The organism is Paraburkholderia sp. BR14312 (assembly GCF_040948675.1).
Taxonomy (GTDB): domain Bacteria; phylum Pseudomonadota; class Gammaproteobacteria; order Burkholderiales; family Burkholderiaceae; genus Paraburkholderia; species Paraburkholderia nodosa_A.
Genome location: NZ_JBFPKI010000016.1, coordinates 58,098 through 77,539, shown reverse-complemented (window position 1 = coordinate 77,539; position 19,442 = coordinate 58,098). Strand labels below are relative to the sequence as shown.

The following is a 19,442-nucleotide window of genomic DNA, read 5'->3' as shown; positions in this document are numbered from 1 at the left end:
AATCCTGAACGAAAGCTCCGGGACCATCTGATACAAGCGCATCAACAGCCAGCATATATTGGCCGGTCGGCCAGATCCGGGCGTGGGAAAGCAGCTTTTCGGCCCGCTCTACCTGTCCGACTGAAGCCGGACATCGTTCTATTTGTTCGGCCGCGAGCGTCGATCAGGCGAAATGCCGTCGTACCAGCAAGACCGAATGGCCTCGGTGGCTGTCACTCTCTGACACTCTTGAGGACGGGACCGGAAGACAATGCCCACATCACAGACTTGACACGAAGGCAGGCGGCCTTATGCGCATTGCAGTTCTTGACGACGATCCCAGTCAGCTTCAGTTCATCTCGGAAGCTCTGACGCCAGCTGGCCACAATTGCTATTTGTTCACGGAAGGACGCGCTTTAATCCACCGGATGCAGCGCGAGACTTTTGATCTCGTCACCCTCGACTGGAACGTAGTGGATATTCAGGGGGATGAAGTGCTCTCATGGATTCGCGCGAGCTTCGGAACACAGTTGCCCGTGCTTTTCATGACAAGTCGTGGTCAGGAGTCTGATATTGTGGGTGCGCTCCACGCAGGCGCTGACGACTATGTTGTCAAGCCGGTATCCGCTCCCATACTACTCGCTCGGGTGACGACGCTGCTTCGCCGGACATACCGTCAGGAGCAATCGGCCAAAACCCAGCAGTTCGATGATTTCCTCTTCGATTTGCAGGAGTGTCGAGTCTATCAGCGCGGTATCTTGATCCCGCTGTCGCAGAAAGAGTTTCAGGTCGCACTATTGCTCTTTCGCAATTTCGGCCGCCCGTTGTCGCGAGCACACATTATCGAGACGGTATGGAAGCAGTCTCCTGACATTCCAACACGCACGCTCGACACGCATGTATCCGCCGTTCGGGTAAAGCTCGACCTCAGACCGCAGAACGGCTATTGCATCGTTCCGATTTACGGTTACGGTTACAGGCTTGAGAAACTGGATAGTGTCGCTGCGTGAGAGACGACGATTCTTGCGTGCAACTTTCTGGCATGCAAGTTTCCGCTCGCCACCCGTGGACAAGCGACTAATCCGAATATCGACGTGGCTTCCCCGACTAGCGGGTAGCGTCGATATCGGGCGCGGTACTTGAGCGCGTGAAACCGCACTCGCTTGATACGCAACCGCGTGTCGTCGAATGATGGCTCGCGTCAAAAGCTTCTGCAGCAAGAAACTCATCCATGAGTCGGCGCGCTTCCGTCGCTTCGTGCCTGAGCTGGGAAACCCACGCACTTACTTCCGCGCCGTCTTCTACCGGCATGGCGGCGTTCAGTCGCTTTACCCATGAATCGCTCCGGTTCCCTCTGGGCTGGCGCTTATGCTTCTGAACGGCTTCAGTCATCGCCACTTCACCGGTCGGTAGAACGAAGGAAACGCCTTCGCTCTACCAGCACAAGGCGAACTGGCAAACGGTGAGATTACCCCACTGCTCTGAAGGCCCGATCGCATGAGCGTGAGTTCATCCACCTATTGCATGGCGTGCAGAAGAATTTCGACGCGTCGGTTCTTCGCCCTACCGGCAGCCGTGTCATTCGAGGCTACTGGCAGGGAATCGCCTCGGCCTTCTGCCGTCAGACGGTTCGGGGCCACCCCGTACTGGTTGAGCGCATACGCAACGCTTTGCGCGCGGTTCTGGGAAAGAACCTGGTTGTGCGCCGCAGAACCCGTGCTGTCCGTATATCCGACCACCTGCGCCGCCAGTTCAGGATGCTGGGCGATGGTCTGGGCGACACGCTGCAACACTGGCGCGAAGGCTGGCGTCACTGCAGCGCTGTCGGTGTCGAACGAAATTCCGCTCGGAATATTGAGTTTCAGCGAGCCATCCGGCTGCTCCGCGATCTGCGTGCCCGTACCCGCCGTAGCGCCAGTGAGTTTCTGCTTGATGGCTTGCCAGTTGTAGCCCGCAATGCCGCCAGCGAGCGCACCCACTGCCCCGCCTATCGCAGCCCCCTTTCCTTTTCCCGCCAGAGCTCCAATCCCCGCGCCTGCGGCCGCGCCGACACCCGTGCCGACTGCTGTGTTGTTCTGCTGCTCCGTCGCACACCCGGCGAGCAATGTGGCTGCCGTCGCGAGGACTGCAACTCTCTTAATAGTACGGCTCTGCATGTTATTTGTTCCTCTTGGCTTGTTAACTTCCATTTGGTCACAACTCCCCGCCAGACAGCGCTTTGAAGATGGTCACCTGCGCCATTGCCCGAGATCTGTTCATCCTTCTCGTGCATCAATTTTTATTCGCTACGAAAACCTCGGGTCGATTCTATCGACCGGGTGGTTCTGCAACTGTCAGAACGTGTCAGAACGTTGATGTCACGAAGCCGAGCGATCTCTGACGCCGCTGAACTGTTGCTTGCGCTAGCGTCCGATCGCTGATCCAGGCCGCCCGATGAATTAGAGTGGCTATTTCGCGAGGATGGATTCAGACATGACGGTCCTTATGTGCGCATGGTCTCATCGGGTCGCTCGAGAAGACGGAAAATAAAGCGCGTTGAGGCACCGAGAACACTGGGAGCCTGCGTAGCCAGTTATCGTGCGCAGAACGCGTCATCCATTTGCCGGTAGGTCTCACCACCCTGGCGGTAGATCGAGGTCGTCCAACCACGTCCGGAGGAACTGGGACGCGGCACTGCGACTGGCGTCCTCGATCCGGCGGGGCACCATCACCGCTTCGCTGTTGCTGCGCAAGCTCGGCAGCCAGGCACGGCAGAACGGCCCGACCGTCGCGCTGCGCGAGATCGGCCGCATCGAGCGCACGCTGTACATTGTTGACCGTCGAGGTGCGCCGCCGCGTTCACGTGGCCTGAACAAGGGGAGGCACGCAACGCGTCGCCCGTTCGGTGTTTTGCTACCGCGTTTTGGGAACTCCGTGATCGCAGTTTCGAGGCATAGCGCTGCGGCGCCAGCGGACTGAATCTGCTCATGGCCGCCATTGTGCCGTGGAACACCGGGTATCTTGAACGGCCAATTCAGGGGACGCGCCTCACGGGGCGTGACGGCCGATGTCGCGCTGCTACCATATCTGTCGCCGCTCGGCTCGGAGCACATAAATCTGACCGGCGACTGCGTGTAGAAACACAGCCAGAAGCATCAATCCGGCAACTTCCGACCGTTACGCCCGCTGCCCGAAGTGTAATCGGAACTGCATGTGACTGTGGCTGCACTATCTGAAGATCAGACCTACGATGACAGTCGAATTGAACCAGCAATTGCGTGATCTGGAAGCGCAACATGCGAACACTCCACACGATATCGCAGTCATGCATGCAATCTGCGAGACGCTGCTTGCGCTCAACCGCGAAAATGAATTGCTTCCTTGGGCGGACCGTGCACTAGCGCTCGATCCACGCAACGCCAGGTTCATCGAATTACGCGCGTTTGTCTTAAATCTGCTGGGGCGGCACGCCGACGCAGCCGAGACATGGACGCGTGACCGGCTGGGTTCGGGCGAACCCGCGCTTAACCCGCTACGTCGTGGTTACAGTCTGATGATGGCCGGTGATCTCGTGCGAGCAATCCCCCTGTTGCACCAGGCCCGGCAGGCGGCAGCTGCCGACAATGCACCACTCGCGGCACAGGCCGAACACTTGATGGGCGAGGCGATGCTCAAGTCAGGAAACGCGCGTGGTTTTTGTCACTGGCTGATGCGTAATGGGGACCCCAGCTCGGCAGGCAACTACAGTGCCTCGGGAATTCCAGGGTGGAGCGGGCAAACCGACCTGCGCGGCCGACGTGTGCTGATCACGCATCAGCTAGGTTTCGGCGATAACTTCCTCCTGGCGGCATGTGTGACCGACTGGCTTGAAGCGGGCGCGAGCGTGATGATCACATGCGACCCGCAAATCCATGCGCTGATGGAGGCGTCGCTGCCCGAGTGCGAGGTCGTTAGCGCGCCGCGTCCATTACGAGCGCAAGACGTGTTACCCGATGAGGTGCTGGCATGCGTAGACTCGTTTGCGCCGCAGTTTCACGCTACGCTGCTACATCTTCCACTGCTGAAAGCCGGGCAGATGCTGACGTCCGGGTACTGCTTCCAGCCGTACATCCACGCGCCGGCTGTGAAACAGCGGGTCGCCGAAGCGTGGGCACTACAGCTACGCGCGCAGCATCCAGGGAAGACGCTGGTTGGGCTGTTCTGGGATTGCGATCAGCGACACCGGCCTGAACTCGGTAGCATCCAGCGGTATTGGGCCGCGCGCCGCAGCCTGCCACTCGAGGCAGTCAACTGGATCGCGACGAATCCTGCGGTGGCTAACCACGTGCATTTCGTGAACCTGCATCACCCAATAGTCGAAGCAGAGGCTGGCAATCCAACAGGCAATATGAGCCGCTATCTACCCGGTATCTGGCATTTTGACGACACAGCGGCCTGCATCGCCCAACTCGATGCGGTGGTTGCGGTGGACTCGTCAGTTGCCAACCTTGCAGCGATGATGGGCAAACCGACCTGTGTACCTGTCAATACCTCCGGCGACTGGCGTTGGGGAAGTGGTGGAACTGCTAGCCCATGGATCAGCGACGGGACCGTGATCCGCCAGACTCATGAAGGCGACTGGTATCCGGTGACAAGAGGTATCGCATCGTGGCTGATTGACTTTGCTAACCGCTAATGCGCCGCATGGACCTCTAGCCAGGAACCTTCTGTCCGCGCGTTCCAGCCGACTGAAGACGTAAATCGTGTAACCCAGACCCCGCAGCGATTTTGCGACCTTTCCTCGGTCATTCTTCGCGTATTCGAGAAGTCTGGAAGGCGGAATCCTCTGAACTGGACCGCCGTTCCACGACAGAACCCGCCTATCCAGATGACGGGCCTTGCGACGTTTGACGCATAGACCTGCTGCGTGTCGTCTAAGGCCAGTCAGGAAGGCGTCGCGCTTGCCATCTCGCTGCCGATGCCATCGACAGCGAGCAATCCATGCTGGCTGAGAAGTTGCGACGCGCCACCCTTTGACGCGACGCTTCACTCGCCAGGAATCGGAGAACGCCTCTCTTTGCCGACAAAGTGCTGAAGGCGTGTCAACGCATCGTCATAGAAATACGAGGGCATGCTTGCTAGCTGGGCGTCGTGTACGGCAAGGATTCGCTCAATCACGACTGCCTCCTCGTCACGCAAACACCAACTCTCGCCATGGCGTGCGCGCGCCGCGCTCTCCTCCAGGATAGCCTCCGCTGCCCGATACGGCTTCGGCGTACCGTGTCCCCGCACCATGGCTTCCATCAAATACGCCAGGCAGACGATGCGCACCAGACAGGCCACGATGTCGAGATTACCCTGCCCGGCTCGCATGACCACCAGCGCCATGTGATACTCGAGCGACAGCGCACGTATCCGTGTAGCAGGCAGCGGCAGCAGCTGTTCCCGCGTGCGGGGTTTGTGGCGCGCAGCCTTGACGGCCCCGCGCCGACTCGTACCATGATGAGTCATTGTATTTTCGTGGAATCCAATAAATCCCTACAATGGGGAGGAAATCACTAGCGAAATTGCCCCGCCGACGACAGATCATTGTTATCTCGTTGGCCCACTGTCTTTGCAAGTCTCATGGCAGCAAGCCTGCGCGCCAATTGTGTAGCACCTCGCCATGCACTGGCTGACCGGTTGCGCAGATTGACCGATGCGCACAAGACAAAGTTCGCAGTCCCGCAAAACGCCTTCCCCGGAGATCCGAGCGTCCGACGACCAACCGTCAAACCGTTAGGTGTCTTCAGTCCGCCCGAAAAAGAAAAATAACCGGCGCGTTCGGAGAACGGCGCTGCGTGTAAACGGGAGGTCAACAGTGCCTCTCCGCTTTTAATGCAAGGTACGCCTCGGCTTCACAAGGATATTGGATTCATGGTGGCAATACTGTCAGAGATAGTCATAAGGGGAGAGCCATCGCTGAAATCCGAAAGAATGCTATCCCAGCAGCCTGACACTCCCCACACAACGCCCGACATTTCGATTTCATTTGACAGCCCGTCTGTCGCGATCACATGAGATACCGCCCCGCCGTCGCATGAAAATGCCGGAATGCGCCGGGCTCGTCCCGCCCGATGTTGGTCAACTGCACCGTATTATGCCTACCTCTACTTTTGGTGGGAGCCTAGGCCTGAATGCCAAGTACGTTCGCGGCGGCGGGACCACAATACCGGCGAAATACGTGCCCGCAATCGGCCCACTACGGTGACATCGGCCACCTGTATCCGAGCACCGAGCAGACCGGATATGCCAGTTCTCGCACCTCGTCCAATTGGTTTCCGCCCAACAGGTAAATCGCTTCAGCGTCATGACGAAGATAGAATCCGACATGCCCCTTCCAGCTCGTGGGATCGTCGCGCGTGAGGACGGTAATACATCCGTACATCGGGCTTGCGAGTTCGTTTCCCCAGTCCAGCCACGAGCGCGCCAGCGCTGACCCTGTGCCGCGGACGCCGGCGTTTGCCAGGCACCAGTTAATGAACGAGGAGCACCATGAGATTTTGTCGTCGTAACCGATAAGATTGGTTTGGTTGTTATATTCAACTATACGCGGATTCGTTTCTCCAATTGGGAAACGTTTGACGCCGCGTTCGGCGATTGCCACATGCATCCACGAAGGCTGGACGATGTCGTGTCGCGCATTCATAGTCATCGAATTTACCCGCCTTCTTTACTTGTCAATTTCCCACCTGCCGCTGAAGCGGACCGGCTAGTGCTCGCTCACCCTCTTTGGCCGGTCCTGGATCAGCATGCCGGGAGTCGGCGTCAGGACCGCCGCCAGACTGCTCACCGAAATCGCGCACAAAGCATTCGGTTCGCTAGATCACTTGGTTGCTTACGCTGGTCTCGCTAGTGTTATCCGGTACCCTGGCTCATCCATCCGGCGTGGCGAGCATCCGCCCAGGCGCGGCAACAAAGTGCTCAAACGCGCCGTTTCTATCGGCCCTCGCTGCCTTGAGAGACCTCGTCTCAAGAACATGCTACGCACTCAAGGTCCAGCAGGGCAAGCGACATAACAAGGCGCGCTCATCGCACCGGCACGGCGAGGCTGCGACGTCCTGTTCGCCATCCTGCGCAACGGCGCCTTTACGAACGAAAGTCATTCCCTAACGCTTGACGAATTACGAAGGGGCACCCATAGGCCGGCCCCGACGAAGACCGGACACGGCACAACGCTTAACTTATGAGGTCTTTTGACTTTCTTGTGGCTCTCGCCGGCTACATTGTCTCGGCGGCTCCGCATGCGCCGATAGAGTATGGGCGACGGAACGCCCGACGGTGGGACACCGATCGATGCGACTGTTCAACGTCGATCACGGTCGCCAATTCGACCTCGATGTCGATCTGCCGGTCGAAGGACTGGACCGGCAGATCGGCGTGATCGTGCGGCCGTCCGGCTCGGGCAAGACGAGCCTTGGCAAGGCGATCGGACCGCTCTACGCGCCGGAGTGGCCAGCACGCAAGCCGATCATCGTCGCGATTGTGCCTCGTGGTTCGTTTGACGAGGTGACGGGCGCGCTATCGGCCGTTGGCCTGGGCAGCGTGCCGACGTGGCTGCGGCCGTTCCCGATCCTCTCCAACGGCGAGCAGTTCCGGGCGACGCTGGCGCGGCTGGTGTGCGATGCGCCGCCGCTTGCGGTCGTCGACGAGTTCTCGTCGGTCGTCGATCGCCAGATAGCACGCATTGGTGCGGGCGCCTTCGCGAAGGCGTGGAGGCGTACCGGCGGCCGGGTCGTGCTGCTCTCGTGCCACTACGACATCCTGGACTGGATTCAGCCGGACTGGGTATTCGACACCGCCACCGGCAAGTTCGAACGGGGGCACCTTCGGCGCCGGCCAACCTTCGAGCTGGACATCGGGCAGACGGACTGGCGCTACTGGCCCATGTTTGAGCCGCATCACTATCTGAAGCTGCCGAAAATGATCGCGGCAACCAACCACGTGGGCTGGGTGGACGGCGCACCCGTTGCGCATCTGGCGGTCAGCACGCGGCCCGGTCTCACCGAGGCCCGCGCGTGCCGGCTGGTCGTCATGCCCGAATGGCAAGGCGCGGGCGTCGGCATGCGCTTCCTGAACGCGATCTGCGACGCGTGGGCACGCGGCGAGAACTGCTACGGTTTGCCGCTGCGCACGCTGTTTCATACGAGCCATCCGGGCCTCGCGAACGCGCTGCGCCGGGACAGGCGATGGACGCAGGTATCCGCGTGTCTCGTCGGCGACAACCGCCAGCGCTCGACGGATTCGCTTGCGGCCTCGCATGCACGGTCTGGCCGCGACACGAAGCAGAACAGCGGCTTTGGCAGCCACTTCCGCGCCGTTCAGGGATTCCGATATCTCGGACAGGAGGCCGCATGCGCCTGATGATCGTGGGTCATAAGTGGTTCGGGGCCGAACTGCTCAAGCAATGCGTTGCGGCAGGCCACGACGTCGCAGCGGTGGCCGCACCGGGCGCCGTCGACGAGGAATATGACCGGCTCTACGCCGCCGCGCAGCAGCTCGGCGGGCCGGCGTCCATCGTGGGCCGGCGTCCGGAGCCGTCCGCCGTCCCGGACGGCGTAGACGTCATCCTGGCGGCCCACGCCCATGCGTTCATCCCGCGCGTGGCACGCGATCGCGCCCGCCTGGGTGCGCTGGGCTACCACCCGTCGCTCTTGCCCCGTCACCGTGGCCGGGATGCCGTCCGGTGGGCGATCCATATGCGCGAGTCCGTTACGGGCGGGACCGTCTACTGGATGGACGACGGCGCCGACACCGGCCCTGTCGCGGTGCAGGACTGGTGCCACGTGCGGCCGGACGACACGCCGGCCACGTTGTGGCGGCGGGAGCTGGCCCCGATGGGGCTGCGCCTGTTCGCGACGACGCTCGGCCTGGTTGAACGGGGCGACTGCCCGAGCCGGGAGCAGGATCAAGCGCTTTCAACATGGGAGCCGGCTTTCCATTCCCGGCCGCTTGGCTTAGTGACGTAACTGTCAGGCTTGGTCAAATCGGCGGAAGGCGACGTCTGCGACGTCGCCTTCGCCGCTAGGATGTGCTTCCCGATTGGCAATCGATGGAGGCACCCCGTCTATGGGCTTCAACAGCCTTTATGTCCCGCTGGATATCGGCACGTGGCACTGCGAGCTGGTGCCCGCGAGCGAGCTCTACCACGGCTGGGGCTACCGCCGGCTATGGGACCCGTTTGCGGATTACGAAAAGCGCCAGGAAATGGAGCGCCAGATCGAGAAGGACGCGCGCGCCTTCGACCTGTACTTCCGGCCAGACTACGATTTCAGGCGCCTGATCGCCACGGACATTAACGCGATCCGCTCGTGCCTGAGCGATCATCTGAACGTCGTCCATTGGGACTTGCCAACCGACAATGCCGGCATCGAGCGCTTGCTCAAGCAGGCGGTCCGCGACGGCAGGCTCGTGCCGATTGTCAACCGCGACGCGGGAGCCAACCAGAGGACGTACCGACCGGCACCCGCGCCGGAGCGCTGGCCGCAGACAGGCGGAGGTGGCTGGGCACCACGCGTCGAACCGTACGGAGGCGCTTACGGCGGGCTATCGGCGGTCGTGAGCGCCGCGCCGACGCTCGCGGGCGAGGTGGCCAGTTGCGCGACCGACGACGGTGGTGGCTTCGACTGGCTCGGTGCGGTGCAGTCGGCAGCCGGCGCAATGCCCGGCGACGACGGGGATTCCGGCGTCGGTGATGGCGCGGCCGATCTCGAAGGCGATACGTCGTCGACGCCGCTCGGCGATGCGCAGCCATTCGAGTACAGTGAGGACGCTCCGGGTGCTGACGTGCAGGAACTCGCCGCGCGTGGTGTCAGCGAGGCTGACGAGGGTGAATGCTACGCGCAGTTCGAGCGCGAGTTGGACGAGTGCGGCCTCTACAGCGCTATGACGAAGGACCCATACACATATGTAGCCTGCAAGGCGCAGGCGTTCGCGAACTACAACCAGTGCAGAGGATATTGATGGCAAACCCTCCCCCGAAGCGGTCGTTCGTCGTGTCGTATGACGAAAAGGAAGACAAGCTGACCGTCTGTTCTTTGAATGATGCAGACATCGCACCGCAGCTAGCGCGTGCACTTAAAGCGGATTGGCCGTTGGCTAGCATCAATCACGAATTGACGGACGATGTAGCTCAGCGACTTGGAGCCACGGCCTTATCGGTTCTCGCTCTCTACAACCCGGCGCTGAAACCAATGTTGAAGGTCAAGCTAGAGCCGCCCGCGCCATCGAACCCTGCCTCAAAATAAGGCCGTCGCAGAAGTAACCGTTGTCATTGTGGGAGGCCCGCCGCATTGGCCTGAGCGTTGAAGTTCCCGTCCAAATCGTCTCGTGCCCATTTGCGGCGCATCCCAGACATTAAAGAGCCGCCCAAAATGAGGCGGCTTTTTCATGTCCGCGTGCAACCTGTGCAATTATGTTTCACGGATTGCAAGCTCAAAGCTGGCCATTTATCTCGCACGGCGGGTATCAAATATCGCGCCGCGCTTCAGCAACCCCGAATCAGACCAAATATCTCGCGCGAAGCTCCCCAAATACCTCGCCGCACTTCAGCCGCCGCTCGCGCGCGGCGCGCTTAACCTTTATCTTGCTCATCGGCAGTTGCCCGTCACGCCGCAGCGCTGGGATCCGAAGACGCCGATTCTGGGGAGCCTTCGCGAGGACGAGAACGCTGGCATCACTGGCGCACATCTGTGGCGGGTGATGCTCAGGTTCTTTCACAAGGCCGTGGACGTGCTTCAGGACGACCACCCGGCACTCGCGGAAAAGCTGCGTCGGGCGAGCCCTCACTGGATGCGGCACACTCATGCGAGTCACGCACTCGCGCATGGCGCCGAACTCACGAGCGCGCCTGACAACCTGCAGCACGCGTCGATTTCGACAACCTCGATGTACCTGCATGGCAAAAACACCCGTCGCGCGCGGCAGTTTACTGCGGCCTTCGCGTTTCGAAAGCCAGAGTGACAGATTCGACGGCTAGCGGCACTTTTGCGTCCCTTTCGTAGAGGGCCTCCACAAAGGTTCAAGCTTATGGTTTCATTAACTTGAGCAGTTATGGGATGAGACAACGTTATCTTTCGCGTTGTCTCCATGCATTCAAGATTTTAGTGCTTTTTCAAGCTTTCCCCTGTCGACAATTGGTACATTACTTGCCGATATTGACTGAGAGCACCGGTATTCTTCAATGAGCTGGATGGCTTCGCTCGGGAGAAATTCCTCAAATCTGTCATTTGCGACATACTCCCCGTTTGCGAGCAAGATAGGGTCTTGTCCCCCGACGCATCCGAGATTCGGTTCGTGAACAAAGTATCCGAGAAGCTGTTGAAGGCGAAGAGGAAAGTGCTTGATTTGCTCTAGGGGGATAGAAAGGTAGTGATTCTCGCCTTGTCGCAGCCAGCCAAGACAATAGCTAAGCACGAGACCGGTTCGTGATGCATTGGATTTGTTGGCGCCACCTCCGTGTAGCAGGCCACCGAAATAGATCAGGACCGAACCCGCCGGCATTGCACCGGCAGCAATTTCATACTCCTCCGGCTGTCGATCTATTGGCCATCGATGGCTTCCCGGGACAACTTGGGTTGCGCCATTAGTTTCTGTAAATTCGTCAATGGCCCACATGCAATTGATCATCGCCTGGCTCCCAGGGTGCGCGAACGGAAACATCAGGTCGTCGGAGTGGATAAACTGTGCGATTTCACCTGGGCAAATCTGTATTGCTTGTGTGAGGTTTAACTGATACTGGCGGCAAGACTTGAGTAAATGGTGGTCCATGACTTCAAGTATTAGTGGGTGAACTGCCATCGTCCGCGACATCGACGATTTGTTGATGACACCGCTAATGCGTTTGGTCGATGGACCATAGAAGCCTCCTCGACACATCTGAACAGACTCAAATCCGCTAGCCATTTCAGCCTGTACCTGACAAATTTCATCCGACGACAGAAGGCCATCAATCACGACACAGCCATCTTCTTCCAGAATCTCATTGATCGCGGAGGCCGGGTCCAGGACGTTCATCCGTTTCAATATCGCCATCTTTACTTTCTCCGATTCGAAATGTGTATCCACGAGGTCGTCGTAGATCGATCCTTACCGAGCCGCGGCGAATTCCGCCGGTACAACACGTCGACCGTTCGATCGTGGCTTTCGAAGCAATGGAAAAATGGGTGGCGTTGTCCCAACTTGCACTTCGTCGATCACGCGTAGTCCGATCCGCTCGTACAAACGCGTTGCGCTTTCGCTTGAGCTTTCGCTGTATGCCGGTATTCCCAGTTCATCGCAAATCTGAAACGCACGACAGAAGAGCATCTCTGCAAGCCCCTGGTTCTGCCTGAGCGGATCAATGCCGATCAACGTCAGATAAAGATAAGGTTGTTGCGGATGATACTGACCGAGCTGACCAAAAAGCTTGATGGCATCCGCTCGCCGCGGCCGCACAACTGAATGCTCGAGATACCCGTGCAAGCAACCGACGTCAGCGTGATCATCAGGCATACGCCATAGCAAGACGCCTTTGGACTCATTCTCGAATATTACGCCACTACCACTACGATACGGATCGCCGCTGTAGGCATTCATGAACCCTTCAGCGTGCGTCAGGTACGATTTTGGGCTCGGATACATCCATCGAAGCAGCGGAGACGTGACGAACGCGACCTTCAGGATCTGCGCGGCTTCCTCTCTGTCGCTTGCATCCACTCTCCTGATGCAGTTTCTCCAATCTTTGGTAGTCACAATTTGGCTCCACGCTAATTCCGGCGAACCGCGATCCCGAGAACACTTCGTTATGCAAATCATTCATTATTTTCGACGACATCCTCGACCTTACACATTCACAGGAAGCGGTGTCGCCTAATACCAAAGCCAGGATCGCTGGACGCTTGTGGCCCCCAGCTCGGGCTCGCGCCGCCCGGGTTTTGCCCAAACCGCTTGTCGAACCATCTTGTGGCTCTTCCGGTTCACTACCCAAGGAAGCTTCGTTGGAACCGGCAGGTCGATATTGGATACCGACGACAAACGATGCAATACAACAATTGTCAATTCACAGCCGACTCATGTTTTCACAATTGTTCACTTCGTGCGCACACGGCGGTTATAAACTGGGCAACGTGTGATGGAGACAACGGAGAGGACAATGAGCACATTCGATAGTGTTGGGTTCACGGCTTCTGGCACCCGCGACGTTAGCCGATACCTTGCGGGTCTTCACGAGCAAATGAAAACTTCCAGGCGGCTATGCCTCGGATATCCCATCAACCACAAACTCAACTACGCTGAGCTTGCGCCGTTTCTAAACATCGCACTGAATAACCTGGGTGATCCTTACGAATCGAATGCCGGTCTGCCTCACACTCGGCATATGGAGCGCGAGGTACTGGACCACTTCGCCCGACTCTGGCACGGAGAACTGGTTACTGCGGAATCAGGAGATGGCATGTGGGGCTACCTGCTCTCCATGGGCGCCACTGAAGGGAATCTCTACGCGCTATGGAACGCGAGAGACTATCTCAGCGGAAAACGCCTGATCCATGGCGTTCCGCCCCCCATGGCGATGCGCACGCCGTTGCTGTTTTTTTCCGATCAGGCCCATTCATCCGTCGTCAAGAGCGCTGGTGTCTTATCGCTCGAAACATTCTATGAGGCGGGCAATCACCACTATCCGGGTCAATGTCCGATTACAACAGATGGCTCGTGGCCGGCTGGCGTTCCGAGCGTCATCGGGTCAGTCGACACTGAAGCACTAGCAGCGCTTGTCGACTTCTTCTGTGGCAAAGGCTATGCGCCCGTAATCCTCCTGAACCTGGGTTCTACGTTCAAGGGAGCGTATGACGACCCCGAGGCCGTGTGGCGAGCGGTACGACCGGTACTGGAACGTCATGGCGTTTGCATCGACGCTGCAGACCGTACGCGGCAGGAATACTGGATCCATGTCGACGGCGCACTTGGCGCAGCCTATCTGCCGTATCTGGAAATGGCGAAGCGCAGTGGCAGCACGCAGGAATGCGGCCCGACGTTCGATTTCCGCCTGCCGTACATATCTTCCATCGTTGTCAGTTCGCACAAGTGGTTCGGCGCGCCGTCTCCCGGGGGCCTATACATGACCCGCCAGAAGCTGCGTGTCGCACCTCCGAGTCGTCCCGAGTATTACGATTCACCCGACTCAACGCTCGCGAGTAGCCGAAACGGCTTCTCGGCACTCGCGTTCTGGTATGCTTTGTCCACGGTTCGTCCAGACCAATATGCGGACGAAGCAGCACGATGCAACGCGCTTGCCGAGTACGCATACAACAGCATGCGGGAACTCGCAAATCGTCACGCCATTTGGTGCGAAAGAGCGCCCCAATCGCTGGCAATACAGTTCACCAGGCCTGGGCAAAAACTCTTTGATCGCTTTCGACTAAGCGCCCAAGGAAATGCCGTCCACATTGTGGTAATGCCGCACGTGGATCGTGAGGCAATCGATGAGCTGCTCGACGCGCTCGAGCATGAGCAAATGGAAAGCTCCTGCACAACTCTTCTGCAACCGCATCAAAAACACCTTTCTTCGCTGCCGTTGCGCAGTGAGTGAATGCCTCATCTTAGGAATTTGATGCGAACGCGCACAGCCGAAGTCACCACCCGGAGATCAATCAAATGAACGCGAACGGCCAAACGAACATTCCCGATTTCAATAACGTTACCGTTGTACAGTCCAGCACAACAGGTAAGACAGAAGCCATTATCGCTCTCATGAGGAAATGGGCAGAAAAGCACGATCTCTCCATGCCCGCAGATCCAGACCAGACCTTTTCAAACGCCGGCTTTGATTCACTTGCATCGCTCGAGTTGGCCTTCTTTATCGAAGAGCAGCTCGGTGTTGCAATCGACGATGGGGTCCTCTATGACCACCCTACTTTTGCGTCTCTCGCCCAGTATATCGCGCAGCGGCTTAACGTGACTCCGGATGAACAGCCAGGCCAGACGTCGATTTAAATCGAAATCGGACGTATATGGAGGCATGCACAATGAGTCAACAAGAGTTTTTACATGCTGGACACCCTGGCATCATGGAAGATGCGCATCGTCTTCTCCCATACTCGAGCGCCATCAAGCGTGACGATGTCCGCATGCGTTCGTCAGTGATCGCTGGCTGCGGCGCTGCGCTTCCCGAACGGCGCGTGTCCAACGCGAAGCTCGCCGAGACACTGGATACGAGCGACGACTGGATCTATCAGCGCTCCGGGATCAGGGAGCGCAGAGTTGCTGATCAGGAAGAAAAAACGTCAGACCTCGCGATCGCAGCTGCGCAATCGGCATTGCGGCGAGCCGGTATGGTGGCCTCCGATATCGACTTGGTCATCGTTGCGACGGCAACACCTGACCAGACTGTACCAGCCACAGCGGCCTTTGTACACGCCAGGCTCGGTATGAATCACGGCGCCGCTTTCGATGTACAGGCGGGATGTTCCGGGTTCATCTATGCCCTGTCCATCGCGGACAGCATGATAAAGATCGGTCAAGTGAAGACGGCCCTCGTGATAGGAGCAGAGACACTTTCGCGCATCTTGGACTGGTCAGATCGCAGCAGTTGTGTGCTCTTCGGCGACGGGGCTGGCGCGGTGATTCTTCGAACGGCAGATTCCCAGGAATTGCACGAGGCGAGAGGAATCCTCTCGACCCATCTGCACTCCGATGGTCGACACCATGACAAGATCTTCACCGACGGCGGACCCTCCTCGACAGGAACAACCGGTCGTGTTCATCTTAACGGGCGCGAAGTGTTCCTCCATGCCGTGACGAATCTCGCCACAGTCGCGGAGGAGGCGCTTGTGGCTAACGGCTTAACTTGCGCCGATATTGACTGGCTGATACCCCATCAGGCAAATCAACGCATCATCGAAACGCTGGCCATGAAAATACGCTTACCACTCGAAAAAGTCATTATGACGATTGACCATCACGCTAACACTTCCGCTGCTTCGATTCCTCTCGCGATGGAGGAGGCGCTCACATCTGGCAGCATCCGTGACGGTGATCTCGTACTCATGGCTGCAATGGGAGCCGGATTCACCTGGGGCTCCGCCTTGGTGCGCTGGTAGTACAGGGAAAAAACAGGAACCTGGTATGCGACGGGAAATCGGGGCCGCAATAATGACAAGTGATCCCATCGCCGATGAAACCGCAATGTAACTTTCGAGGATAGCAAAGATCATGTCAGCAGAAAACAGTTCAATCAGGATGGCGCGGTACAGCGAGTTCGATACGGTCTGCGATATCCTCGCCGACTCGTTTTTTGACGATCCAGTTCTCGCGTTGACCTTCCCGAACCCACAGAATCGCTGGGCAGGCATACGCACCTTCTTCGAACTGACTTGTTCTACCGCACGCGAGGCAGGTACCATCGCCTTTTCTACTGACGGGCAGGGTGTCGTCGTATATGAGCGACCGTCTCAACCGTCTGCATCGACAGCGCAGCCCGATCTTGACGCACTAATGCTGTCGAACTGCGCAGAGGCCGGTGAAGCAGCCGTTGAGTTCGTCCGCGCGCTGGACGCGAATCACCCGCGGCATGTACCGCATTATTATTTGTTCGCTGTCGGCGTACGTCGCGGGTTTCGCGGGCTTCCAGGCCAGGGGCTGATCGGGCACGTGGTGGCGGAATCGGAGCGAGAACGTCTGCCTTGCTACGCGGAGACAACCAGCCAGTTCAACAGACGCCTTGGGCATCGCTTCGGCTACAGCGACTATGGCTCACCGATTAAGCTATCGACAGGCGCGCTGCTTTACCCTCTTTGGCGCGGCGGCCCGAGAGACCAAACGTCGCCTAGTACTACAGCCGTAGAGGCTAACTGACCGGGGTGAAAAGCCGAGGCGTCGGTGACGGAACTGTTGCCCGCGCCACTGGTGAATATCGCCAAATTGACCGCGCAATAGCATGATGGATCGGGTGAACGGCGCGTCATAACAAGCGCGGCTGCCAGACGTTCGTTTTGCGTGGGCACCCGCTGCGAAGGACAAAGCAGAGTATGAGGGAGCAGCCCGAAACTGAACTGATGTTAACGGTTCGATCCACCGGCAATCTTTGAAGCCCCACGCGACTTCGCGACTCACCGTCCTGGTCCCACATTGGGTTCTCCTCTGTCGAGCGCACTGGATAACCGCAACTCATACATGTAGGATCACGAACCGCTCCAGCGCGGCGGGATGCGCAGTTACCAATCTCTGAGCCCGCAAAATGGACTCGGCGAAAGCCGATAGCGGCCCGAGTCCGCACTACAAAGAACCAGGTATTAAACACGCCCGGGCGCCTGGCGTGCTATGCGTCGCTCAAAGACCGATCGTCGCGGACTCGACTACGCTCAAATCCGCGTCGCCATGATCCGCAACAGGTACCCTCTCGCCAGCAGCTTTGCGAACGTCGACAACTTCGTCCAATCGATAGCCATGCGTATAAACGGAGCTAAGCTTAACGCCGTTTGTTGGCGTCAGATCGAGTTTCTTTCGTAGGCGATAAATGTGTGTGTCCAGCGTACGGGAGTTACCGTCGAGCGGTCGCCCCCACGCGGCCATCGAAATAAGCTGCCGCGATATGACCTTTCCAGCGTTGGCAAACAGAAACGAGATCAAGTCAAACTCTTTCATCGTCAGACTGACCTCGTTTCCGCGTATCAAAACGGCACGAAGGCGCGGGTTCAGTTGGAACTCTCCCAGGCGGATGAACTGAGGCATCGCGATCTCTTCTCCCCTGCCTCCCAGGCGCAGGGAGATTCTTCCCACGAGTTCGAACCCGCTGAATGGCTTCAGGATGTAATCGTCCGCTCCCGCCTGCCGGCCGTGCACGAAATCTAATTCATGTCCCGGATTAACCAGAAAAATTGCGGGGATGAGCCGCTGACAGCGGGCCCGGATCAGCTCGACTGTGCGCTCGAACCGAAAGGACGATAACTGCCAGTCCAGCAAAATGACATCTATTTCCCGGCACATGGCAATATCGAGCGCCAGTTGCTGCGAAACGGCATGCGACACCGCGAAGCCGAACTCAGCCAGGAATCTGCGAAGACCGTTCGCGCGCTCCGCATCTGTATCCAATACCAATACGTTCATCATACCCCCGCGTTTCTGTGAGTCGTCTACGACGACCGGTTAGCGTAACGATGGAGCGTTACAGACAGATTAACCACCACGATTTAATATGGACTACGTATTGATGTTCGTATGTCTGACTTCAGCCCTCCCCATCTCACACGTTCACGAAAAGAGCGCCCCAACCCGCCCGGAGTGGACGATGGACGCGACTGCGCGATGCCTCGTTGGGTTGCACAGCATCGTCTGGCTACGCTGAACAGACGCGGCCCTCGCTCATTATCGTCAAGCCATATTTAACAAAATCGCACCAATTCTCGTCAAGTGTAAATTTATGTCAGCTCGAAATTTATTGCAGTTTCAGACCACACGTTTCGGATAATGAGGAGTATTCCTATAGGATTTACCTGATAGGCGATTCCTTACATGATCGCCCGGCGAGTTAGAAAGTCCTGGCGCGAAATACCGATCAACGCATCTATATCACGCATTTCGCATACAACCGGCTTTTTCAATCAATGGCTTACGCAAAACATTTTCAGCCTCAAGTGCCTTCGCGAATTACCGTAACTATTGCTTAACGCTGCAAACGAATTGGCACAATATTGGATATCGAAGAGGTCGTTGGGGATCTGAAAAACCCGCTTAGCGCGCGATGAAGAGTCCTACGCAGAACGCGTTGCGCGTTATTCTGGCGGACATGGAAGCTGAAGGCATCTTGTTGACGCAAGCTGAGCTCGACTGGCTGCGCCGTCATGTCCGGCTGATGGGCGGAGGGTAGTCTGACGACACTTTCGGCCGGGCTCACTCAATCCGAAGTAGTTCGAGTTCGGTCTCATGCGATTGGTGATCCGCCTTTCGTGCGTCGCAGGATGATCAGGCTGTTTGCCCATCGTCGGCAAGGCGCCATTCATCCGGTTCCGGGGTATGACCGCTGACTTTGGCTGTCGCTCGGGAAGCGCACCGGAGGGACGGAACCCAATCACCGCAATCGCGGAACTGTTCGATTTGACTGCTTTCGAAGGACGCCAACATGGCCGTCGATGGGATGGACGGCTGCAGGGCGCGCCCAATCATGAAGGCGGGTGCCGATTGCGTATTGGCGTCTGAAGGCGAACTGCGGACATCGCCAGCAAATCCGCGCTAACAGCCCCGATGGCCTGGCGCTCGATCCACAGGCGTTTCGCCGCTAGCCGTTGCCGTGTGAGGGTGAGCAGCGCCACGCAAAGCATCGGTAACCGGCGGAGCATCGTCATGAATCCGCTCCGGCAAAAAAACACCCGAAAGCCATGACGTCGTACGCCGGAAGTCCCGGAACGTGGTTCGCTCCCTTACTCCTGCATCGCACTCGCTCTGCGGCAAGACGATCAGTTTGCGCTGGACGTCCGATGCGGCGCCCGTTCTGG

The 19,442-nt window shown here is 58.3% G+C and carries 16 protein-coding genes and 3 pseudogenes; 13 read left to right on the top strand and 6 right to left on the bottom strand.

The genetic code is table 11. The features are described from left to right. Nucleotides 1-290 precede the first annotated feature (290 nt). A complete protein-coding gene (locus AB3X98_RS35600) occupies nt 291-989 on the top strand; it encodes a response regulator transcription factor (protein ID WP_368604606.1) in 699 nt (232 codons plus the stop codon). Nucleotides 990-1,496: 507 nt separating this feature from the next. Here the strand turns inward: AB3X98_RS35600 and AB3X98_RS35595 are convergent. Then, complete coding sequence (locus AB3X98_RS35595) at nt 1,497-2,135, bottom strand: OmpA family protein (protein ID WP_368604607.1); 639 nt, start codon at nt 2,133-2,135, stop codon at nt 1,497-1,499. A gap of 490 nt (nt 2,136-2,625) precedes the next feature. Here AB3X98_RS35595 and AB3X98_RS35590 point away from each other — a divergent pair. After that, nucleotides 2,626-3,093: pseudogene (locus AB3X98_RS35590) on the top strand (Tn3 family transposase); the annotation flags it as partial. 115 nt (nt 3,094-3,208) lie between these two features. Continuing rightward, a complete protein-coding gene (locus AB3X98_RS35585; protein ID WP_368604608.1) occupies nt 3,209-4,633 on the top strand; it encodes a hypothetical protein in 1,425 nt (474 codons plus the stop codon). Nucleotides 4,634-4,983: 350 nt separating this feature from the next. On the opposite strand, the gene AB3X98_RS35580 is transcribed toward AB3X98_RS35585, so the two are convergent. Beyond that, entirely contained in the window at nt 4,984-5,448 is a 465-nt protein-coding gene (locus AB3X98_RS35580) for a hypothetical protein (RefSeq protein ID WP_368610394.1), read from the bottom strand. Between the two features lie 730 nt (nt 5,449-6,178). Further along, nucleotides 6,179-6,631, bottom strand: coding sequence for a TIGR02594 family protein (locus AB3X98_RS35575; RefSeq protein WP_368604610.1), 453 nt, complete (start codon nt 6,629-6,631; stop codon nt 6,179-6,181). Nucleotides 6,632-6,682: 51 nt separating this feature from the next. Between AB3X98_RS35575 and AB3X98_RS35570 the strand changes: the two are divergent. From AB3X98_RS35570 to AB3X98_RS35545, 6 genes and pseudogenes are all read left to right on the top strand, one after another. Then, nucleotides 6,683-7,067 (top strand): annotated as a pseudogene (locus AB3X98_RS35570) (transposase); the annotation flags it as partial. 205 nt (nt 7,068-7,272) lie between these two features. Continuing rightward, on the top strand, nt 7,273-8,340 hold the full coding sequence (locus tag AB3X98_RS35565; protein WP_368604611.1) for a GNAT family N-acetyltransferase: 1,068 nt from the start codon (nt 7,273-7,275) through the stop codon (nt 8,338-8,340). Continuing rightward, nucleotides 8,331-8,945 carry a formyltransferase family protein gene (locus tag AB3X98_RS35560; RefSeq protein WP_368604612.1) on the top strand — a complete coding sequence of 205 codons (615 nt, stop codon included), beginning with the start codon at nt 8,331-8,333 and terminating at the stop codon, nt 8,943-8,945. Before AB3X98_RS35565 ends, AB3X98_RS35560 begins: the two co-directional genes overlap by 10 nt. 100 nt (nt 8,946-9,045) lie before the next feature. Next, nucleotides 9,046-9,939: a hypothetical protein gene (locus AB3X98_RS35555; RefSeq protein WP_368604613.1), complete on the top strand. Its 894-nt coding sequence runs from the start codon at nt 9,046-9,048 to the stop codon at nt 9,937-9,939. After that, a complete protein-coding gene (locus tag AB3X98_RS35550; RefSeq protein WP_368604614.1) occupies nt 9,939-10,223 on the top strand; it encodes a hypothetical protein in 285 nt (94 codons plus the stop codon). Before AB3X98_RS35555 ends, AB3X98_RS35550 begins: the two co-directional genes overlap by 1 nt. A gap of 304 nt (nt 10,224-10,527) precedes the next feature. Further along, nucleotides 10,528-10,938: pseudogene (locus tag AB3X98_RS35545) on the top strand (tyrosine-type recombinase/integrase); the annotation flags it as partial. A 132-nt stretch (nt 10,939-11,070) separates the two neighbouring features. Here the strand turns inward: AB3X98_RS35545 and AB3X98_RS35540 are convergent. Both AB3X98_RS35540 and AB3X98_RS35535 read right to left on the bottom strand, forming a co-directional pair. After that, nucleotides 11,071-12,042: a phytanoyl-CoA dioxygenase family protein gene (locus AB3X98_RS35540; RefSeq protein WP_368604615.1), complete on the bottom strand. Its 972-nt coding sequence runs from the start codon at nt 12,040-12,042 to the stop codon at nt 11,071-11,073. A 21-nt stretch (nt 12,043-12,063) separates the two neighbouring features. Continuing rightward, the gene (locus AB3X98_RS35535; protein ID WP_368604616.1) at nt 12,064-12,708 is read right to left on the bottom strand and encodes a GNAT family N-acetyltransferase; all 645 of its coding nucleotides are present in this window, start codon (nt 12,706-12,708) and stop codon (nt 12,064-12,066) included. Nucleotides 12,709-13,108: 400 nt separating this feature from the next. Between AB3X98_RS35535 and AB3X98_RS35530 the strand changes: the two genes are divergently transcribed. The 4 genes from AB3X98_RS35530 (at nt 13,109) to AB3X98_RS35515 (ending at nt 16,806) form a co-directional block, all read left to right on the top strand. After that, nucleotides 13,109-14,542 carry a pyridoxal-dependent decarboxylase gene (locus tag AB3X98_RS35530; RefSeq protein WP_368604617.1) on the top strand — a complete coding sequence of 478 codons (1,434 nt, stop codon included), beginning with the start codon at nt 13,109-13,111 and terminating at the stop codon, nt 14,540-14,542. Nucleotides 14,543-14,607: 65 nt separating this feature from the next. Further along, nucleotides 14,608-14,946: an acyl carrier protein gene (locus AB3X98_RS35525; RefSeq protein ID WP_368604618.1), complete on the top strand. Its 339-nt coding sequence runs from the start codon at nt 14,608-14,610 to the stop codon at nt 14,944-14,946. A gap of 134 nt (nt 14,947-15,080) precedes the next feature. Beyond that, nucleotides 15,081-16,052 carry a beta-ketoacyl-ACP synthase III gene (locus AB3X98_RS35520; RefSeq protein WP_368604642.1) on the top strand — a complete coding sequence of 324 codons (972 nt, stop codon included), beginning with the start codon at nt 15,081-15,083 and terminating at the stop codon, nt 16,050-16,052. Nucleotides 16,053-16,164: 112 nt separating this feature from the next. Next, nucleotides 16,165-16,806: a hypothetical protein gene (locus AB3X98_RS35515; RefSeq protein ID WP_368604619.1), complete on the top strand. Its 642-nt coding sequence runs from the start codon at nt 16,165-16,167 to the stop codon at nt 16,804-16,806. Nucleotides 16,807-17,280: 474 nt separating this feature from the next. Here AB3X98_RS35515 and AB3X98_RS35510 read toward each other — a convergent pair whose 3' ends face one another. Next, nucleotides 17,281-18,060 (bottom strand): response regulator transcription factor, encoded by a 780-nt coding sequence (locus tag AB3X98_RS35510; RefSeq protein ID WP_368604620.1) that lies wholly within the window; start codon nt 18,058-18,060, stop codon nt 17,281-17,283. Between the last annotated feature and the right edge of the window lie 1,382 nt (nt 18,061-19,442).

Coding starts and splice junctions, on each gene's coding strand:
- AB3X98_RS35510 (WP_368604620.1), bottom strand. CDS start 18,060: ATGATGAACGTATTGGTATTGGATACAGATGCGGAGCGCGCGAACGGT.
- AB3X98_RS35585 (WP_368604608.1), top strand. CDS start 3,209: ATGACAGTCGAATTGAACCAGCAATTGCGTGATCTGGAAGCGCAACAT.
- AB3X98_RS35555 (WP_368604613.1), top strand. CDS start 9,046: ATGGGCTTCAACAGCCTTTATGTCCCGCTGGATATCGGCACGTGGCAC.
- AB3X98_RS35515 (WP_368604619.1), top strand. CDS start 16,165: ATGTCAGCAGAAAACAGTTCAATCAGGATGGCGCGGTACAGCGAGTTC.
- AB3X98_RS35520 (WP_368604642.1), top strand. CDS start 15,081: ATGCGTTCGTCAGTGATCGCTGGCTGCGGCGCTGCGCTTCCCGAACGG.
- AB3X98_RS35575 (WP_368604610.1), bottom strand. CDS start 6,631: ATGACTATGAATGCGCGACACGACATCGTCCAGCCTTCGTGGATGCAT.
- AB3X98_RS35580 (WP_368610394.1), bottom strand. CDS start 5,448: ATGACTCATCATGGTACGAGTCGGCGCGGGGCCGTCAAGGCTGCGCGC.
- AB3X98_RS35530 (WP_368604617.1), top strand. CDS start 13,109: ATGAGCACATTCGATAGTGTTGGGTTCACGGCTTCTGGCACCCGCGAC.
- AB3X98_RS35525 (WP_368604618.1), top strand. CDS start 14,608: ATGAACGCGAACGGCCAAACGAACATTCCCGATTTCAATAACGTTACC.
- AB3X98_RS35550 (WP_368604614.1), top strand. CDS start 9,939: ATGGCAAACCCTCCCCCGAAGCGGTCGTTCGTCGTGTCGTATGACGAA.
- AB3X98_RS35565 (WP_368604611.1), top strand. CDS start 7,273: ATGCGACTGTTCAACGTCGATCACGGTCGCCAATTCGACCTCGATGTC.
- AB3X98_RS35600 (WP_368604606.1), top strand. CDS start 291: ATGCGCATTGCAGTTCTTGACGACGATCCCAGTCAGCTTCAGTTCATC.
- AB3X98_RS35595 (WP_368604607.1), bottom strand. CDS start 2,135: ATGCAGAGCCGTACTATTAAGAGAGTTGCAGTCCTCGCGACGGCAGCC.
- AB3X98_RS35560 (WP_368604612.1), top strand. CDS start 8,331: ATGCGCCTGATGATCGTGGGTCATAAGTGGTTCGGGGCCGAACTGCTC.